The 16,495-nt window shown below is 69.1% G+C and carries 16 protein-coding genes; 9 read left to right on the plus strand and 7 right to left on the minus strand.

The window, feature by feature from the left end:
• Positions 1-108 precede the first annotated feature (108 nt).
• The 6 genes from QMX80_RS08245 to asnS form a co-directional block, all read right to left on the minus strand.
• Positions 109-624, minus strand: coding sequence for a 3-hydroxyanthranilate 3,4-dioxygenase (locus QMX80_RS08245; protein ID WP_282276418.1), 516 nt, complete (start codon positions 622-624; stop codon positions 109-111).
• A gap of 19 nt (positions 625-643) precedes the next feature.
• Positions 644-1,306 carry a carbonate dehydratase gene (gene can, locus QMX80_RS08250; RefSeq protein WP_055764873.1) on the minus strand — a complete coding sequence of 221 codons (663 nt, stop codon included), beginning with the start codon at positions 1,304-1,306 and terminating at the stop codon, positions 644-646.
• Positions 1,307-1,380: 74 nt separating this feature from the next.
• Positions 1,381-2,019 (minus strand): FMN-binding negative transcriptional regulator, encoded by a 639-nt coding sequence (locus QMX80_RS08255; RefSeq protein ID WP_282276419.1) that lies wholly within the window; start codon positions 2,017-2,019, stop codon positions 1,381-1,383.
• A 7-nt stretch (positions 2,020-2,026) separates the two neighbouring features.
• Positions 2,027-2,341, minus strand: coding sequence for a hypothetical protein (locus QMX80_RS08260; RefSeq protein WP_055764876.1), 315 nt, complete (start codon positions 2,339-2,341; stop codon positions 2,027-2,029).
• Positions 2,338-2,643 (minus strand): hypothetical protein, encoded by a 306-nt coding sequence (locus QMX80_RS08265; RefSeq protein WP_282276421.1) that lies wholly within the window; start codon positions 2,641-2,643, stop codon positions 2,338-2,340. The genes QMX80_RS08260 and QMX80_RS08265 overlap by 4 nt, the downstream gene beginning before the upstream one ends.
• Before the next feature lie 24 nt (positions 2,644-2,667).
• On the minus strand, positions 2,668-4,062 hold the full coding sequence (gene asnS / locus QMX80_RS08270) for an asparagine--tRNA ligase (protein WP_282276422.1): 1,395 nt from the start codon (positions 4,060-4,062) through the stop codon (positions 2,668-2,670).
• Positions 4,063-4,207: 145 nt separating this feature from the next.
• Here asnS and QMX80_RS08275 point away from each other — a divergent pair, with 145 nt between their 5' ends.
• The gene (locus QMX80_RS08275; protein ID WP_055764882.1) at positions 4,208-4,546 is read left to right on the plus strand and encodes an iron-sulfur cluster assembly accessory protein; all 339 of its coding nucleotides are present in this window, start codon (positions 4,208-4,210) and stop codon (positions 4,544-4,546) included.
• Between the two features lie 41 nt (positions 4,547-4,587).
• Here the strand turns inward: QMX80_RS08275 and QMX80_RS08280 are convergent, their stop codons facing one another.
• Positions 4,588-5,802: an MFS transporter gene (locus QMX80_RS08280; RefSeq protein WP_273081889.1), complete on the minus strand. Its 1,215-nt coding sequence runs from the start codon at positions 5,800-5,802 to the stop codon at positions 4,588-4,590.
• Positions 5,803-6,061: 259 nt separating this feature from the next.
• On the opposite strand from QMX80_RS08280, the gene rpsF reads away from it, so the two are divergent.
• The 8 genes from rpsF to epmA all read left to right on the plus strand — a co-directional run bounded on the left by rpsF (position 6,062) and on the right by epmA (position 16,479).
• A complete protein-coding gene (gene rpsF, locus QMX80_RS08285; protein ID WP_055764884.1) occupies positions 6,062-6,493 on the plus strand; it encodes a 30S ribosomal protein S6 in 432 nt (143 codons plus the stop codon).
• Positions 6,494-6,504: 11 nt separating this feature from the next.
• Positions 6,505-6,735: a 30S ribosomal protein S18 gene (rpsR, locus tag QMX80_RS08290; protein WP_054666474.1), complete on the plus strand. Its 231-nt coding sequence runs from the start codon at positions 6,505-6,507 to the stop codon at positions 6,733-6,735.
• An 80-nt stretch (positions 6,736-6,815) separates the two neighbouring features.
• The gene (gene rplI / locus QMX80_RS08295; protein WP_055764886.1) at positions 6,816-7,265 is read left to right on the plus strand and encodes a 50S ribosomal protein L9; all 450 of its coding nucleotides are present in this window, start codon (positions 6,816-6,818) and stop codon (positions 7,263-7,265) included.
• 325 nt (positions 7,266-7,590) lie between these two features.
• Positions 7,591-11,094 carry a chromosome segregation protein SMC gene (smc, locus tag QMX80_RS08300; RefSeq protein ID WP_282276432.1) on the plus strand — a complete coding sequence of 1,168 codons (3,504 nt, stop codon included), beginning with the start codon at positions 7,591-7,593 and terminating at the stop codon, positions 11,092-11,094.
• 48 nt (positions 11,095-11,142) lie between these two features.
• Entirely contained in the window at positions 11,143-11,877 is a 735-nt protein-coding gene (gene zipA / locus QMX80_RS08305; protein WP_282276433.1) for a cell division protein ZipA, read from the plus strand.
• Between the two features lie 588 nt (positions 11,878-12,465).
• Positions 12,466-14,946, plus strand: a complete 2,481-nt coding sequence (gene ligA / locus QMX80_RS08310; RefSeq protein WP_282276434.1) for an NAD-dependent DNA ligase LigA — start codon at positions 12,466-12,468, stop codon at positions 14,944-14,946.
• Complete coding sequence (locus QMX80_RS08315; RefSeq protein ID WP_055764892.1) at positions 14,943-15,419, plus strand: GNAT family N-acetyltransferase; 477 nt, start codon at positions 14,943-14,945, stop codon at positions 15,417-15,419. The genes ligA and QMX80_RS08315 overlap by 4 nt, the downstream gene beginning before the upstream one ends.
• Positions 15,420-15,534: 115 nt before the next feature.
• Positions 15,535-16,479 carry an EF-P lysine aminoacylase EpmA gene (gene epmA, locus QMX80_RS08320; RefSeq protein ID WP_282276436.1) on the plus strand — a complete coding sequence of 315 codons (945 nt, stop codon included), beginning with the start codon at positions 15,535-15,537 and terminating at the stop codon, positions 16,477-16,479.
• Positions 16,480-16,495 lie beyond the last annotated feature (16 nt).

Raw genomic sequence — 16,495 nt, forward strand, 5'->3', positions numbered from 1 at the left:
GGCTTCAGCCGCGATGGGGCTTGCCCGACAAAGGGTTCGACCGGTAAAGCCCCATCGCGGCTGAAGCCGCTCCTACGGGGGCGTGTGGCGGTGCGTGCCGGAGGGCGCTCAGCCCTGTGCCGGCAGCGGATGCACCGCGCCGCACTGCATGCAGGTGCGGTGCTGCAGGGAGGAATGGAAACGGTCGAATACCCTGGGCAGGTCGGTCTCGATGTTGCCCAAGTGAAAGAACTCTTCGTACAGCTTGTGGTTGCACCGCTCGCAATGCCAGGCCACGCCGTCGAGTTCGTGCGGCAGGCGCTTGCGCTCGACCACCAGGCCGATGCCGCCCGGCGGACGCCGCGGCGAATGCGGTACCCGCGGCGGCAGCAGGAAGATCTCGCCGGCGCGGATCGGGATGTCGCGTACCGCGCCGTCCTCCTGCACCTTGAGCACCATCTCGCCCTCGAGCTGGTAGAACCACTCCGGGCCTTCGTCGTAATGGAAGTCGGTGCGCGCGTTGGGCCCGCCGACCACCATGACGATGAAGTCGCCGTTGTCGATCATCCTGTTGCCCACCGGCGGCCTGAGCAGGTGGCGGTTGTCCTCGATCCAGGCGTGCAGGTTGATCGGCGAGGCGAGCATGGTCGGTTCCGGTCGGGAATCAGTCGCGCCGGCCGTGGCGCGGAACGAAGGCCAGGGCGCTCTCGTAGGCCGGTTTCAGGTCTTCGGCCGCTCCCACGTCGATGCCCATCTCGCTGACGCGGCCGTCCTTGAGGCTGTAGACCCAGCCGTGCACCATGAGTTTCTGGCCGCGTGCCCAGGCGTCCTCGACGATGGTCGAGCGGCACAGGTTGGCGACCTGCTCGATGACGTTCAGCTCGCACAGGCGGGCATGCTTGAGCTCGTCGTCCTCGATCGCATCGAGGATCGCCGAGTGCTTCTGCGCCACGTCGCCGACATGGCGCAGCCAGTTGTCGGCCAGGCCGACGCGGGTATTGTGCAGGCAGGCGTGCACGCCGCCGCAGCCGTAGTGGCCGACGATCAGGATGTGCTTCACCTTCAGCTGGTCCACCGCGTACTGCACCACGCTCAGGCAGTTCAGGTCGCTGTGCGCCACCACGTTGGCGACGTTGCGGTGCACGAATACCTCGCCCGGGGCCATGCCGATGATCTGGTTGGCCGGCACGCGCGAGTCGGAGCAGCCGATCCACAGGTATTCCGGATGTTGCTGCTTGGCCAGCTGGTGGAAGAACTCGGGATCTTCCTTGGCGATCCGGTCCGCCCATTCGCGGTTGTTCTGCAGCAGCCTGCGGATGTCTTTCATTTGGGGTGTCCCTGACGTCGGTGGGGAGGAAGGCGCGGCCGGCGCGGCCGCGTCGTCGCGGGAAACGGGGGCGCTCAGTCGCCGGCGGTGGCCTGCCCGCGATGCCGGCGCATCCATTGCGCCAGTTCATGGGAAGCATGGCCGGGCAGGCGTTCCAGCGCGGCGATCACCGCCTGCTGGTTGGCGTCCGGATGGTTCTGACTGAGCTTCAGTTTGATCTGTACCTGTTCGACCTGGAAGCGGAAGCCGACGATGCCGCGCAACTGGCGGCGCTGCTCGTCGCGCTCCGGTTCGAAGCGCCAGGCCTGGCCGACGCCCGCCTCGAAGTGGTCGCTGAGTTCGCCGACCAGTGCGGCCAGCGCGTCTTCATCGTCGAAGGGCTCCAGGCGGCCGCGCAGCTCGGCGCTGGCATAGTTCCAGGTCGGCACGCGCGCGGCGCTGTCCTTGTCCGGATACCAGCTGGCCGACACATAACCGTGCGGGCCATCGACCAGCACCTTGGCGGCACCGGCCTGACGTGCCTGCGGGTTGGCCCGGGCCCAGTGGCCGAGCAGTTCGATGCGCTCGCCATCGCGCTGGTACAGCACCGGCAGCCGGGTCAGCTCGGGCAGGCCGTCGGCACCAGTGGTCAGCACCGTGACGAACGGATCGCGCTGCAGCAGGCGATCCAGCCACACCAGATCATGCTCGGCGAAGGCGCGCGGGGTGAACACCGGCCGCTCAGGCGCGCCCGCCCAGCGACTGCACCATGCGTCCGCGCAGGTCGGCGTCGTTGCCGGCCTGCGGCGGCCGCACTTCATGCAGCGAGAAGCCGCGCGCCAGCGCGTCCTCTTCGTCCAGCCCGTCCCAGGCGACGAATTCGGCGTCGAACAACTGCGCGCGCGCGGTGTCCTCGCTGTCGTAGCTCAGGGTGTTGCCGTCGCTGTCCAGCACCTCGGCGGTACCGGCCGGGCGCACGCGCAGGCGCGCCCAGACCAGGGTGGTGCCGAGGCTGGCCAGCCACCACTGGTCGGCGGAAGTATCGATGTCGTTCATTTCATTGCCAGGGAATAGAGCCAGAGCAGGCCGGCCATGCCCAGCCCGAACCAGATCACGCACAGCGCGATCCGGGCCGGGGTGGCCAGGCCACTGAGCGCGCGGTCGTCGAGCGCGTGGTAGCGGCCGCCGACCAGCCAGCGCAGGGCCTTGCCGTCGAGGAAGGCGAAGTCGCCGAAGCCGCCGGCCACCGCGGGATGGCGGTCGCGGACATGCACCAGGGTCAGCGGCCAGAAGATCAGGAACGCGCTGAACCCGGCGATAGCGACGCCGATGAAGCACAGGGCGAAGAACAGGGTCACCGGCGTGGCCTCCGTGTCACTGGGTCAGAATTCCGCCGAGCCCGGCGCGCGCGGGTAGGGGATGGCGTCGCGGATGTTGGACAGGCCGCAGACATAGACCACCAGGCGCTCGAAGCCGAGACCGAAGCCGGCGTGCGGCACCGAGCCGTAGCGGCGGAAATCGCGGTACCACTGGTAGTGCTCCGGATCCAGGCCGAACTGCGCCATGCGCGCGTCGAGGATGTCCAGGCGCTCCTCGCGCTGGCTGCCGCCGATGATCTCGCCGATGCCCGGGGCCAGCACGTCCATCGCCGCGACGGTCTTGCCGTCGTCGTTCAGGCGCATATAGAAGGCCTTGATGTGCTCGGGGTAGTTGGTCACCACCACCGGGCGGCCGACGTGCTCCTCGGTCAGCCAGCGCTCGTGTTCGGTCTGCAGGTCCAGGCCCCATTCCACCGGGTAGTCGAATTTCCTGCCGGACTTCTGCAGCAGGCTGACCGCATCGGTGTACTCGATGCGTTCGAACGGCGCGTTGACGAAGGTTTCCAGGCGGGTGATGGCATCCTTCTGCACGCGCTCGGCGATGAAGGCCATGTCGTCGGCGCGCTCGTCGAGCACCGCGCGGAACAGGTACTTGAGGAACTCCTCGGCTACGCGCGCATCTTCGGCCAGGTCGGCGAAGGCGATTTCCGGCTCCACCATCCAGAACTCGGCCAGGTGGCGGGTGGTGTGGCTGTTCTCGGCGCGGAAGGTCGGGCCGAAGGTATAGACCTTGCTCAGCGCCAGGCAGTAGGCCTCGACGTTGAGCTGGCCGGACACGGTCAGGAAGGTTTCCTTGCCGAAGAAGTCGCGGCTGAAGTCGATCCCGCCATCGCCGGTGCGCGGCAGGTTGGCCAGGTCCAGCGTGGAGACGCGGAACATCTGGCCGGCGCCTTCGGCGTCGGAGGTGGTGACGATCGGCGTGCTGATCCAGTAGAAGCCGTTCTCGTGGAAGTAACGGTGCACGGCCTTGGACAGGCAGTCGCGGATGCGGGTGACCGCGCCGAACAGGTTGGTGCGCGGGCGCAGGTGGGCCACTTCGCGCAGGAATTCCGGCGACATCGGCTTGGGCTGGATCGGATAGGTCAGCGGGTCCTCGACCCAGCCGACGATCTCCAGGCTCTCGCCCTGGATCTCGAAGCTCTGGCCCTTGCCCTGCGACTTGACCAGCTTGCCGCTGGCGATGACCGAGCAGCCCGGGGTCAGGCGCTTGACGTCCTCGAAGTTGGCCAGCGCATCGGTGGCCACGACCTGGATCGGGGCGAAGCCGGAGCCGTCGCTGACGTTGACGAAGGCCAGCCCATTGGAGGCACGGACCGTGCGAACCCAACCGCGAACCGTGACTTCTCCGCCTTCCGGGATCTTCCCGGCCAGGGCGTGCGCAACGCTGACCACCGTCATGACTTGAATCCTCTGCTGATCGACTCGATCTGTGAACATGGAATTCTAGCGGCTGCGCGGCCGGACAGGCGAGGAATCCGCCATCCGGGGCCGGTACAGCCGGCTTTTCCTATAATCGCCCCGCAATCCCCGGAGTCGCTCCCCCATGGCCATCCATCTCACTCCCGTCGCCTTCGCCCGCGTCCAGCGCTTCGTCGAACAGACTCCCGGCGCGCTGGGCCTGCGTTTCGGCGTGACCCGCACCGGCTGCTCGGGCTGGGGCCACATCACCGACCTGGCGCGCGAACAGCGCCAGGACGACACCGTGTTCGAGCAGGATGGCGTGCGCATCTTCGTCGACGCCGACAGCCTGGCGCTGGTGGACGGCACCGAAATCGACTTCGGCAAGCAGGGCCTGAGCGAGACCTTCACCTTCAGGAACCCGAACGCCACCGCCGAGTGCGGGTGCGGCGAGAGCTTCACCACGGACGAAACCCACCGCTGAGGCGCAGCGGCACGGCGCTGGCCGATGCCGCGCCAGGCGGTTCACTGGCAGCAGGCCAGCGACCGCGCGGCGTGGCGGCGCTCCAGCCAGGTCGCCGCGACCCACAGCAGCAGGCCGATCGCGGCGGTAGCCGCGCCGACATAACCGGTGGAGGCGTGGCCGTAGCCGGCGCCGATCGCCATGCCGCCGAGCCACGGGCCGAGCGCGTTGGCGGTGTTGAAGGCGGCATGGTTGGAGGCCGCGGCCAGGGTCTGCGCCTCGCCGGCCGCGTCCATCAGCCGGGTCTGCAGGGCAACGGCGAGCGCGCCCATGGTGCCGACCGCGATGATCGCCGGGGCCACCGCCCAGGCCGAACCGGCGGCCAGCGGGAACAGCAGCAGGACCAGGATCGACCACGCCAGCAGCACGCCGGCGGCGCGGAACTGCAGGCGGTCGACCAGCCAGCCGCCGGCCACGTTGCCGATGATCGCGCCCACGCCGAACAGGCCCACCGCCACCGGCATCCAGCGCTCGTCCACGCCGGTGACGCCGACCAGGGTCGGCGCCAGGTAGGTGAACACACAGAACATGCCGGCGAAACCGATCGCCCCGATCGCCAGTGCCAGCCATACCTGCGGGCGGTTGAAGGCGCGCAGTTCGCGCATCGGGGTGGTGCGGACCTCGTCCGGGTCCGGGCGGAGATGGCGCGCGAGCATCGCCATGGTGACCAGCGCCAGCAGGCTGACCAGGGCGAATGCGATGCGCCAGACGAACTGCTGGCCGAGCCAGGTGGTCAGCGGGTTGCCGACCAGGATGGCGATGGACAGGCCCAGCAGCACCCGCGAGACCGCCGCGCCGCGCTGCTCCGGCGGGCTGATCGAGGCGGCCACCAGCATCGCCACGCCGAAGTAGGCGCCATGCGGCAGGCCGGCCACGAAGCGGGCCAGCAGCATGCCTGCGTAGTTGGGCGCCAGTGCGCTGGCCAGGTTGCCGGCGGCATAGAAGCCCATCAGCAAGAGCAGCAGGGTGCGGCGGCCGACGCCGGCGCCGGCGAAGGCCAGCAGTGGCGCGCCGACCACTACGCCGATGGCGTAGGCACTGATCAGGTGGCCCACCTGGGCCTCGCTGATCGCCAGCCCGCGGCTGATTTCCAGCATCAGCCCCATGCTGGCGAACTCGCTGGTCCCGATGGCGAAGCCGCCCAGGGACAGGGCCAGCAGGATGAGGGCGCGTTGCCGCGGGTTCAGCCTCGCGGCCAGGGAAGAGGGGGAGGGCACGACGTATCCGGGATCGGCGGGGATGCGGCTGCCAATTGTACTGCTGCGGTGCAGCAATGGATTTGCCGGAGCCGGTGCGCCGGGCAAACGCCGTGCCCGGGTCCGGATCGGGCATGGGCAGGGCAGACTTGTCCGGAGCGCGTGCGCAGTGGATAATGCGCGGCTCCCTGCGCTCCTCGTGCAGGGATCCTTGCCCCACCGCGTTCCATGCCGGGGGGCTGTCCGGCCCGAGAGGGCTACATCCGAAAGGTAGAAAAACATGAGTCGTCATTACGAAGTCGTGTTCCTGGTCCACCCGGACCAGAGCGAGCAGGTCCCGGCCATGGTCGAGCGCTACAAGGCGCTGGTCGAGAACGGCAACGGCAAGATCCACCGTCTGGAAGACTGGGGCCGCCGCCAGCTGGCCTATCCGATCCAGAACCTGGTCAAGGCCCACTATGTTCTGATGAACATCGAAGCCGACCAGTCGGTGCTGAACGAACTGACCGAAAGCTTCCGCTTCAACGACGCCGTGCTGCGCAACCTGGTCATCAAGCGTGACGAGGCCGACACCGAGCAGTCGCTGATCATGAAGAGCAAGGACGAGAAGGGCGACAAGCCCGAGCGTGGCGAGCGCCGTCGTCGTGACGACGAAGAAGCTGCCAATTCCAACAATGAAGAAGCCGGCGACGACGCCGCCTCTGCCGAATAAGGAGTCAGCTCATGTCCAAGTTCTTCCGTCGCCGCAAGTTCTGCAAGTTCACGGCCGAAGGTGTGAAGGAGATCGACTACAAGGATCTCAACACCCTGCGCCAGTACCTGACCGAGAACGGCAAGATCGTGCCGAGCCGCGTCACCGGTACCAAGTCCAAGTACCAGCGCCAGCTGTCCACGGCGGTCAAGCGCGCCCGTTTCCTGGCGCTGATCCCGTACACGGACAACCACGACGTCTGATACGTCTACCCCGTCCATTCGGACAGCAAGCGTTGCGGTGCGCCTGAAGGGGCATCGCTAACGAATAACGGAGCAAGAAAATGAAGCTGATTCTTCTGCAGAAGGTGACCAACCTGGGCAACCTGGGTGACCTGGTCGACGTGAAGCCGGGCTACGGCCGCAACTTCCTGGTCCCGCACGGCAAGGCCGTGCCGGCCACCGAAGCCAACGTCGCCGCCTTCGAAGCCAAGCGCGCCGACTATGAAGCCAAGGCCAAGGCCTCGCACGACGACGCCGAAGCCCGCGCCGCCAAGTTCGCCGATGCCAGCGTCACCATCGGCGCCCACGCGTCGACCGAAGGCAAGCTGTACGGCTCGGTCGGCCCGCGCGACATCGCCGAGGCCTTCACCGCCGCCGGCCTGCCGCTGGAAAAGAGCGAAGTCATCCTCGGCGAAGGCGCCTTCCGCGCTGTCGGCGAATACGACGTCGTCATCAAGCTGCACGCCGACGTGGAAACCACCGTCAAGGTCATCGTCGAAGCCGACGCCTGATCCCTGCGGTTCAAGCTGTATCCGGAACGGGCGCCGCAAGGCGCCCGTTCTTTTTTCCTTCCGGGTCGAAGCGTGCTGCCCGCCAGCGATGGGAGCGTGCGCCTGGCGCGTGGCGCGCTGCGCTGAAGTTCCGTACGGCCATGTGCCGCGGGCTTCGCATGCGCCATCATCCCAGCCTCCTCTCCCGGGGCCGGGAGCGTGTCCCGGTGCCGGCGCCCCGGCGGGAGAGGGGCTTATACTCCCTGCGGATTGCGGTCCACCCACTCCCGATTCCCGGAAAACCACGGTGCCGCCCCCTCGGCCCGGCACTGGAACCTCCCGCCTCATGCGTCTATCCACGATCAAGCTGTCCGGTTTCAAGTCGTTCGTCGATCCCACGACGCTGCACCTGCCGACCAACATGACCGGCGTGGTCGGGCCCAACGGCTGCGGCAAGTCCAACATCATCGATGCGGTGCGCTGGGTGATGGGCGAGAGCTCGGCCAGCCGCCTGCGCGGCGATTCGCTGACCGACGTGATCTTCTCCGGCTCGTCCGGGCGCAAGCCGGTGTCGCAGGCCACGGTCGAGCTGATCTTCGACAACACCGACCACACCATCGCCGGCGAGTACGCCGCGTTCAACGAAATATCGGTCAAGCGCCTGGTCAGCCGCGACGGCAGCAGCAACTATTACCTCAACGGCACCAAGTGCCGGCGCCGCGACATCACCGACCTGTTCCTCGGTACCGGCCTGGGCCCGCGCAGCTACTCGATCATCGAGCAGGGCATGATCAGCCAGATCATCGAGGCGCGCCCGGAAGACCTGCGCGTCTACCTGGAAGAGGCGGCCGGCATCTCCAAGTACAAGGAGCGCCGCAAGGAGACCGAGACCCGCATCCGCCACACCCGCGAGAACCTGGACCGGCTCAACGACCTGCGCGAGGAAATCGGCAAGCAGCTTGAGCACCTGCGCCGGCAGGCGCGTCAGGCCGAGCAGTACCAGGCCCTGCAGGAAGAGCGCCGGGTCAAGGACGCCGAATGGAAGGCGCTGGAATACCGTGGGCTGGATACCCGCCTGGGCGGCCTGCGCGAGGCATTGGCGCGCGAGGAAACCAAGCTGCAGCAGCTGATCGCCGAACAGCGCGAAGCCGAGAGCCGCATCGAGACCGGCCGCATGCGCCGCGAGGAAGCGGCCGAGACGCTGGCCCGCGCGCAGGCCGACGTCTACCAGGTCGGCAGCACGCTGGCCCGGCTGGAGCAGCAGATCCAGCACCAGCGCGAGATGGCGCAGCGCCTGCACAAGGCGCGCGACGAGACCCGCCAGGCCCTGGCCGAACTGGGCCAGCACATCAGCGGCGACGAAGCGCGGCTGATGGTGCTGCGCGAGGCGGTGGCGGACGCCGAGCCGCAGCTGGAACAGCAGCAGGAAGAGAACGAATTCCGCCAGGAAGGGCTGCGTGAAGCCGAGGCCGCGCTGCACGACTGGCAGCAGCGCTGGGAGGCGCACAACCGCAATACCTCCGAAGCCACCCGTTCGGGCGAAGTGGAGCGCACCCGCGTCGATTATCTGGACCGCCAGATCCTGGAAGCCGACCGCCGCCGCGAGGCGCTGGCGGCCGAGCGCGCCGGTCTCGACGTGGAAGCGCTGGCCGAGGCATTCGAGCAGCTGCAGCTGCAGCACGAGTCGCAGGCCGCGGCGCTGGACGAGCTGAACGAACAGGTGGAACTGCGCAAGGAAAGCGCGGCGACGCTGCAGGAACGGCAGCGCACCAGCCAGGCCGAGCTGGCCGAAGTGCGCAAGCAGGCGCAGGCCGCACGCGGCCGTCTGTCCTCGCTGGAAACCCTGCAGCAGGCCGCGCTGGGCCAGGAGCAGGGCGCCGCGGTGGCCTGGCTGAAGGCGCGCGGGCTGGATTCGGCGGCGCGCGTCGGCGAGCGCATCACGGTGGAAAGCGGCTGGGAAAACGCGGTGGAAAGCGCGTTGGGCCAGCTGATCGAAGGCGTGCTGGTCGATGCGCCCGAAACCCTGGTCGATGCGCTGGGCGAACTCGGCGAGGGCCGCATCGCGCTGGTGGCCGATGCCGAAGGCAGCGCCGATTTCGCGCCGACTTCGCTGGCCGCGCGCGTGCAGGGGCCGCTGGCGATCCGTCGCCTGCTGGCGCGCCTGCATGGCGCCGAGGACCTGGCCGCCGCACGCGAGCTGCAGCGCCAGCTGGATGGCGGCGATTCGATCATCACCCGCAACGGCGAGCGCCTGGGCGAGGGCTGGCTTCGGGTGTCGCGGCAGGGCGCGGCCAAGCAGGGTGCGCTGCTGCGCGAGCGCGAGATCGTCACCCTGCGCGAGCAGATCGAAGGCCTGCAGGAGCGCGAGAGCGAGCTGGAGCGCCAGCTCGGCACGTTCCGTGAACAACTGCTGGCCGCCGAGCAGCAGCGCGAGGAAGCGCAGCGGGCGCTGTACCAGGCCCACCGCGGCGCTTCGGAACTGGCCGGGCAGCTGCAGAGCCAGCGCGGCCGGCTGGAATCGGCGCGCACCCGCATCGAGCGCATCGAAGGCGAGCTCGCGCAGTTGCTCGAAGCGCTGGACGACAGTCGCGAGCAGGCCGGCGAGGCGCGGGTGCGGCTGGAGGACGCCGTGTCCAGCATGGGCGACCTGGAAACCACGCGGCAGGCGCTGGAAGGCGAGCGCCGCCAGTTGACCGAGGCCCGCGACCTGGCGCGCGATGCGGCGCGCAACGTGCGCGACGGCATGCACGCGCTGGCGCTGACCCTGGAATCGCAGCGCGCGCAGATCGCCTCGCTGTCGCAGGCGCTGGAACGCATGAGCACCCAGCGCGGGCAGCTGGATTCGCGCCTGGGCGAGCTGCATTCGCAGCTGGACCAGGGCGACACGCCGGTGCAGGCGCTGGAGGCCGAGCACCAGAACACTCTCGGCGAGCGCGTGCGCGTGGACCGCGTGCTGGCCGAGGCGCGCGCGCAGCTGGACGGCATCGATGCCGAACTGCGCACGTTGGAGCAGACCCGCCACCAGCGCGACGAACAGGCGCTGGCGCAGCGCGAACGCATTTCCCAGCGCAAGCTCGACCAGCAGGCGCTGGTGCTCAGCGCCGAGCAGCTGCAGGCGGCCGTGGAGAAGGCCGGCTTCGTGCTGGAGGACGTGGTCAACACCCTGCCCGAGGAGGCGCGCATCGGCGAGTGGGAGCAGGCGGTGCAGCAGATCGACGCGCGCATGCGCCGGCTGGAGCCGGTCAACCTCGCCGCCATCCACGAATACGGCGAGGCCTCGCAGCGTTCGGAGTACCTGGAATCGCAGAACGTGGACCTGACCACCGCGCTGGAAACGCTGGAAGAAGCGATCCGCAAGATCGACCGCGAAACCCGTGGCCGCTTCAAGGACACCTTCGACCGCGTCAATGCCGGCGTGCAGGCCTTGTACCCGCGCCTGTTCGGCGGCGGCCACGCCTACCTGGAACTGACCGGCGAGGACCTGCTCGACACCGGCGTGACCATCATGGCGCGCCCGCCGGGCAAGCGCGTGTCCAGCATCTCGCTGCTGTCCGGCGGCGAGAAGGCGATGACCGCGGTGGCGCTGGTGTTCGCCATCTTCCAGCTCAACCCGGCGCCGTTCTGCCTGCTCGACGAGGTGGACGCACCGCTGGACGAGGCCAACGTCGGCCGCCTGGCCAACATGGTCAAGGAAATGAGCGAAAAAGTGCAGTTCCTGTTCGTCAGCCACAACAAGGCGACGATGGAGGCCGCGCACCAGCTCTCGGGCGTGACCATGCGCGAGCCGGGCGTCAGCCGCCTGGTCAGCGTGGATCTGGAGGAAGCCGCGCGTTTGGCGGGCGCGGCCTGACGTGCCATTCTTTATCGACCTGAACACGTTGACCGGAGAACCCACTGCATGTCCGACATGGCTCTGTTGCGCATCGGCATCCTGGCCGCCGGAGTGCTGCTGATCGCGGCGATCTTCCTGTTCGGACGGCCGAAGAAGCCGGCGCAGGGCAAGCGCCGCGAGCCGGCCGAAAGCGGCGAGCGGCCGCGGCGCGAGCCGGTGCTGGGCGCGGAGGGTGAGGGCATCGAAGCGCCGGCCGATACCGATGTCGGCGCCGAAGCGGCCCAGCAGGAACTGGGATTGCCGGAGGTGGAAGCGGCAGGCAGTGAACTGGGCAAGCGCGCCAATCAGGATTTCGACAAGATCGTCTCGCTGTACGTGGCCGCGCGCGCGGGCCTGTCGCTGCGCGGCGAGGACATCGTGGTCGCCGCCGAGAAGACCGGCCTGGTGTTCGGCTACATGAATGTCTTCCACCGCCTGGTCGAGGGCCACCCCGAGCGCGGGCCGATCTTCAGCATGGCCAGCATCATGAAGCCGGGCAGCTTCGACATGGCCCACATCCGCGAGATGGAAACCCCTGCCATCGCCTTCTTCCTGACCCTGCCGGCGCCGATGACCGCACTCGACGCCTGGGAAAAAATGCTGCCCACCGTGCAGCGCATGGCCGAACTGCTGGACGGCGTGGTGCTGGACGACAGCCGCAACGCGCTGGGCCGGCAGCGCATCGCCCACATCCGCGACGAACTGCGCGCCTACGACCGCCAGCACCAGGCGCCGCCGCTGACCAAACCGCCGCGCTGGTAACTTTCCGCTTCGCCGGTAAATCCCCGCCGGGCGCTGCCCGGCGCTGCAGAACACAGCCGCCATGTAGAGCGGGGCAACGCCCCGCTGTGGCCTCATCGGCAAATCCGCACCGGGCGCTGCCCGGCGCTACAGAACACAGCCGCCATGTAGAGCGGGGCAACGCCCCGCTGTGGCCTCATCGGCAAATCCCCACCGGGCGCTGCCCGGCGCTACAGAACGCAGCCGCCATGTAGAGCGGGGCAACGCCCCGCTATGGCCTCACCGGCAAATCCCCGCCGGGCGCTGCCCGGCGCTACAGAACACAGCCGCCACGTAGAGCGGGGCAACGCCCCGCTATGGCCTCACCGGCAAATCCCCGCCGGGCGCCGCCCGGCGCTACAGAACGCAGCCACCATGTAGAGCGGGGCAACGCCCCGCTGTGGCCTCACCGGCAAATCCCCGCCGCACGCGGCGAAGCACCGTGACCCTGCAGAGCTGGACAGCGTCCTGCCAGGCATTGCCGGGCGAGCGCCCCCCAATGCAGGTCGGCGCCCGCGCATTCGCCATCGCATCGCGCGACGCATGCACCCGCGCGGGTAAAATCGGCGCATGACTTCCGACGCCACCGCCCGCCAGCGCATCGCCGAGCTCCGCCAGCAGCTGGCCATGGCCGCACAGGCCTACCACGAGCGCGACGAGCAGCTGATTCCCGACGCCGACTACGATCGGCTGATGCGCGAGCTGGAGGCGCTGGAAGCGGCGCATCCGCAGCTGGACAACGCCGATTCGCCCAGCCACCAGGTCGGCGGCAGGCCGTCCTCGCGCTTCGCCGAAGTGGTGCACGCCCTGCCGATGCTGTCGCTGGGCAATGCCTTCAGCGACGAGGAAGTGCGCGACTTCGTGCGCCGCATCGATGAGCGCCTGCACCGCAGCCAGCTGTTGTTCTCGGCCGAGCCCAAGCTCGACGGCCTGGCGATCAGCCTGCGCTATGAGGATGGCGCGTTCGTGCAGGGCGCGACCCGCGGCGACGGCACCACCGGCGAGGACGTCACCGCCAACCTGCGTCAGATCCGGGTGATTCCGGCCCGGCTCGATGGCGAAGGCTGGCCGGCAGTGCTGGAGGTGCGCGGCGAGGTCTACATGCCGCGCGCCGATTTCGAGAAATACAACGAGCAGGCGCGCCTGCATGGCGGCAAGGTGCTGGCCAATCCGCGCAACGGCGCGGCCGGCTCGCTGCGCCAGCTCGATCCGAAGGTCAGCGCGCAGCGGCCGTTGAGCTTCTATGCCTACGGCACCGGCGAGGTCGACGGCGGCGAACTGCCGGCCACGCATTCGGCGACGCTGGCACGGCTGGCGCAGTGGGGCTTCCCGGTCAGCGACCTGTGCCGCGTGGTCGAGGGCGCCGACGGCCTGCTCGATTACTACCGCGAGATCGGCGCGCGCCGCGACGGGCTGGCGTTCGATATCGACGGCGTGGTCTACAAGCTCGACGACCGCGACGGCCAGCGCGAGATGGGCTTCGTCGCCCGCGCGCCGCGCTGGGCCATCGCCCACAAGTTCCCGGCGCAGGAGCAGACCACCACGGTGGAGGCGATCGAGATCCAGATCGGCCGCACCGGCGCGGCCACGCCGGTGGCGCGCCTGCAGCCGGTGCAGGTGGCCGGGGTGACCGTCACCAACGCCACCCTGCACAACGCCGACCAGATCGCCCGGCTGGACGTGCGCGTGGGCGATACGGTGATCGTGCGCCGCGCCGGCGACGTGATCCCCGAAGTGGTCAGTGTCATCGCCGAGCGCCGCCCGCAGGGGGCGACGCCGTGGACGATGCCGGCGGCCTGCCCGGTGTGCGGCGCCGAGATCGTGCGCGAGGAGGGCGCGGCGGTATGGCGGTGTTCGGGCGAGCTGAGCTGCCCGGCGCAGCGCAAGGAGGCCATCGCCCATTTCGCCTCGCGACGCGCGATGGACATCGATGGGCTCGGCGACCGGTACATCGAGACCCTGGTGGATGCCGGCATCGTCCGCGGCGTCGCCGACCTGTACCGGCTCACCCGCGACCAGCTGCTGCACCTGAAACTGGTGCTCGACGCCGACGATTCCTCCGCGCTGGCCACCAGTCTCAAGCCGCACCTGCCGGCCGAGGGCAGTGGCGCGGTGCTCAATGCCGTGCTCAGGCTAGATGGCGAAGGCGGCACTTGGCGCGCGCAGGCGCTGGCATTGCCGGTGGCCTTCGAATGGAACACGAAGAAAATCGCCACCCGCTGGGCCGACAACCTGATCGCCGCCATCGACGCCAGCCGCGATGCCACGCTGGAGCGGCTGCTGTTCGCGCTGGGCATCGAGCATGTCGGCGAGAGCACCGCCAAGGCGCTGGCGCAGTGGTTCGGCGACCTGGAGCTGATCCGCCAGCTGCCGTGGCCGCTGTTCAAGCGCGTGCCTGACATCGGCGGCGAGGTGGCGCGCTCGCTCGGTCACTTCTTCGAGCAGGAAGGCAACCAGCAGGCCATCGATGCGCTGCTGCAGCTCGGGCAGGTGCGCATCCGCGACACCCGCCTGCCATCGGCGCGGCTGCGCGAAGGGCTGGACTTGGCGCAGTTGCTGGTCGATGCCGAGATTCCCGGCATCACCCGGCTGCGCGCGGAGAAACTGGTGGCCGCGCTGCCGTCCGCGCAGCAGATCCTCGATGCCGAGCCGGGGCACTTCATCGCCGCCGGTCTGCCGGAGGACACCGCGCGCGGACTGGTGCAGTGGCTGGAAGGCGAGAATCACGGCCAGTTGCTGCTCAAGGGCGAGGCGCAGATGCAGCGCCTGCTGGAACTGGCGCCGGAAGCCAGCGCGCAGCCGGCCGGGCCGCTGGATGGCCAGACCGTGGTGCTGACCGGCACGCTTTCGCTGCTGACCCGCGACGCCGCAAAGGCGCGGCTGGAAGCGCTGGGCGCCAAGGTCGCCGGCAGCGTGTCGAAGAAGACCGCCTTCGTGGTCGCCGGCAGCGAAGCCGGCTCCAAGCTGGACAAGGCCAACGAACTGGGCGTGGAGGTGTGGGACGAACCGCGCCTGCTCGCCTTCCTCACCGGACACGGACAACAACCATGAACCTGCGCTTCCGCCTCGCCGCACCCGAGGATTTCCCACGCCTGATCGCCATGGTGCGCGCCTTCTATGCGGAGGATCAGATCGCCTTTGATCCGGCACTGGTCGAGCCCGGCCTGCGCACGCTCCTGGCCGATCCGGCCTGCGGGGCGGTGCTGCTGCTGGAAGGCGACGATGTGGCCGAAGCCGGCTACATCACCCTGGGCTGGTGTTTCAGCGTGGAGCAGGGCGGCCGCTTCGTGCTGTTGGACGAGCTCTATCTGGCCCCGGCCGCGCGTGGCCGCGGCTGGGGCCGGCAGGCGCTGGCGCTGGCCCGCGACTGGGCGATCGTCGAGGGCGCCAGCGTCATGCGGCTGGAAGTGAACCACCACAACGCCCGGGCCAAGGCGCTGTACCTGTCGGCCGGCTACCGCGACGACGAGCGCGACATCCTGACCCTGCCGCTGGCCGCCACGCCGAAGGGCCTGCATCCATGAAAGAACGGCAGGACAGCCGTTATTCACGGCGAAGCCGCCCGAAGGGTGGCGCACGGCCGTTTCCTGCTCCTGCAGAACCGGCATTCCCGCCATCCATGGCGGTCGGGTGTGCGCCATGATCGAGGCCCTGCGCCGGCGCGCGCGCCTGAATGCCCTGATCCGCGATTTCTTCGCCCGCCGCGATGTGCTGGAAGTGGAGACGCCGATCATGTCGGCGGCCGGCAACACCGAGCCGAACATCGACGGCTTCCAGACCCGCTTCAGCGGCCATGTCGATGCCGGCTCGCCGGTGCGCTGGCTGCGCACTTCGCCCGAGTATCCGCTCAAGCGCCTGCTCGCCGCCGGTGTCGGCGACTGCTACGAACTGGGCCGGGTATTCCGCAACGGCGAGGCCGGCGGCCGCCACAACCCCGAGTTCACCATGCTCGAGTGGTACCGCGTCGGCTGGGATCACCATCGTCTGATCGATGAAACGGTGGAACTGGTGCGCGCGGCGCTGGCGATGGTCGGCCGCGAAGCCGCGCTGCAGGTGCTGGCCTATCGCGAACTGTTCATCGACGCGGTGAGCGTGGATCCGTTCGCAGCCGACGAAGCGCAGCTGCGCGCGCCGCTGGCCGGCATCGGCATCAATCCCGAAGGTCTCACCCGCGACGACTGGCTGGACCTGCTGATGACCCATCGCATCCAGCCGCACTTCCCGGATGACCGCATCACCGTGGTCCACGACTGGCCGGCCACGCAGGCGGCGCTGGCCCGCATCCGCCCGTGCGAACCGCCGCTGGCCGAGCGCTTCGAGCTGTACCTGGGCGCGGTGGAACTGGCCAACGGCTATCACGAGCTGAACGACGCCGGGGAACAGCGCCAGCGCTTCCAGCGCGATCTGGCGGTGCGCGCCGCGCGCGGCGACGTGCAGCCGCCGCTGGACGAGCCGTTCCTGGCCGCGCTGCCGGACCTGCCGCAGTGCGCTGGCGTGGCGGTGGGCGTGGACCGCCTGCTGATGGCGCTGGCCGGTACCGGCCGCATCGCCGATGTGCTGGCCTTCGATTTCGCCCACGCCTGAGTGCGCCCTTGCGTGC

This window comes from Stenotrophomonas sp. PS02297, assembly GCF_029959705.1.
Lineage (GTDB): Bacteria > Pseudomonadota > Gammaproteobacteria > Xanthomonadales > Xanthomonadaceae > Stenotrophomonas > Stenotrophomonas nitritireducens.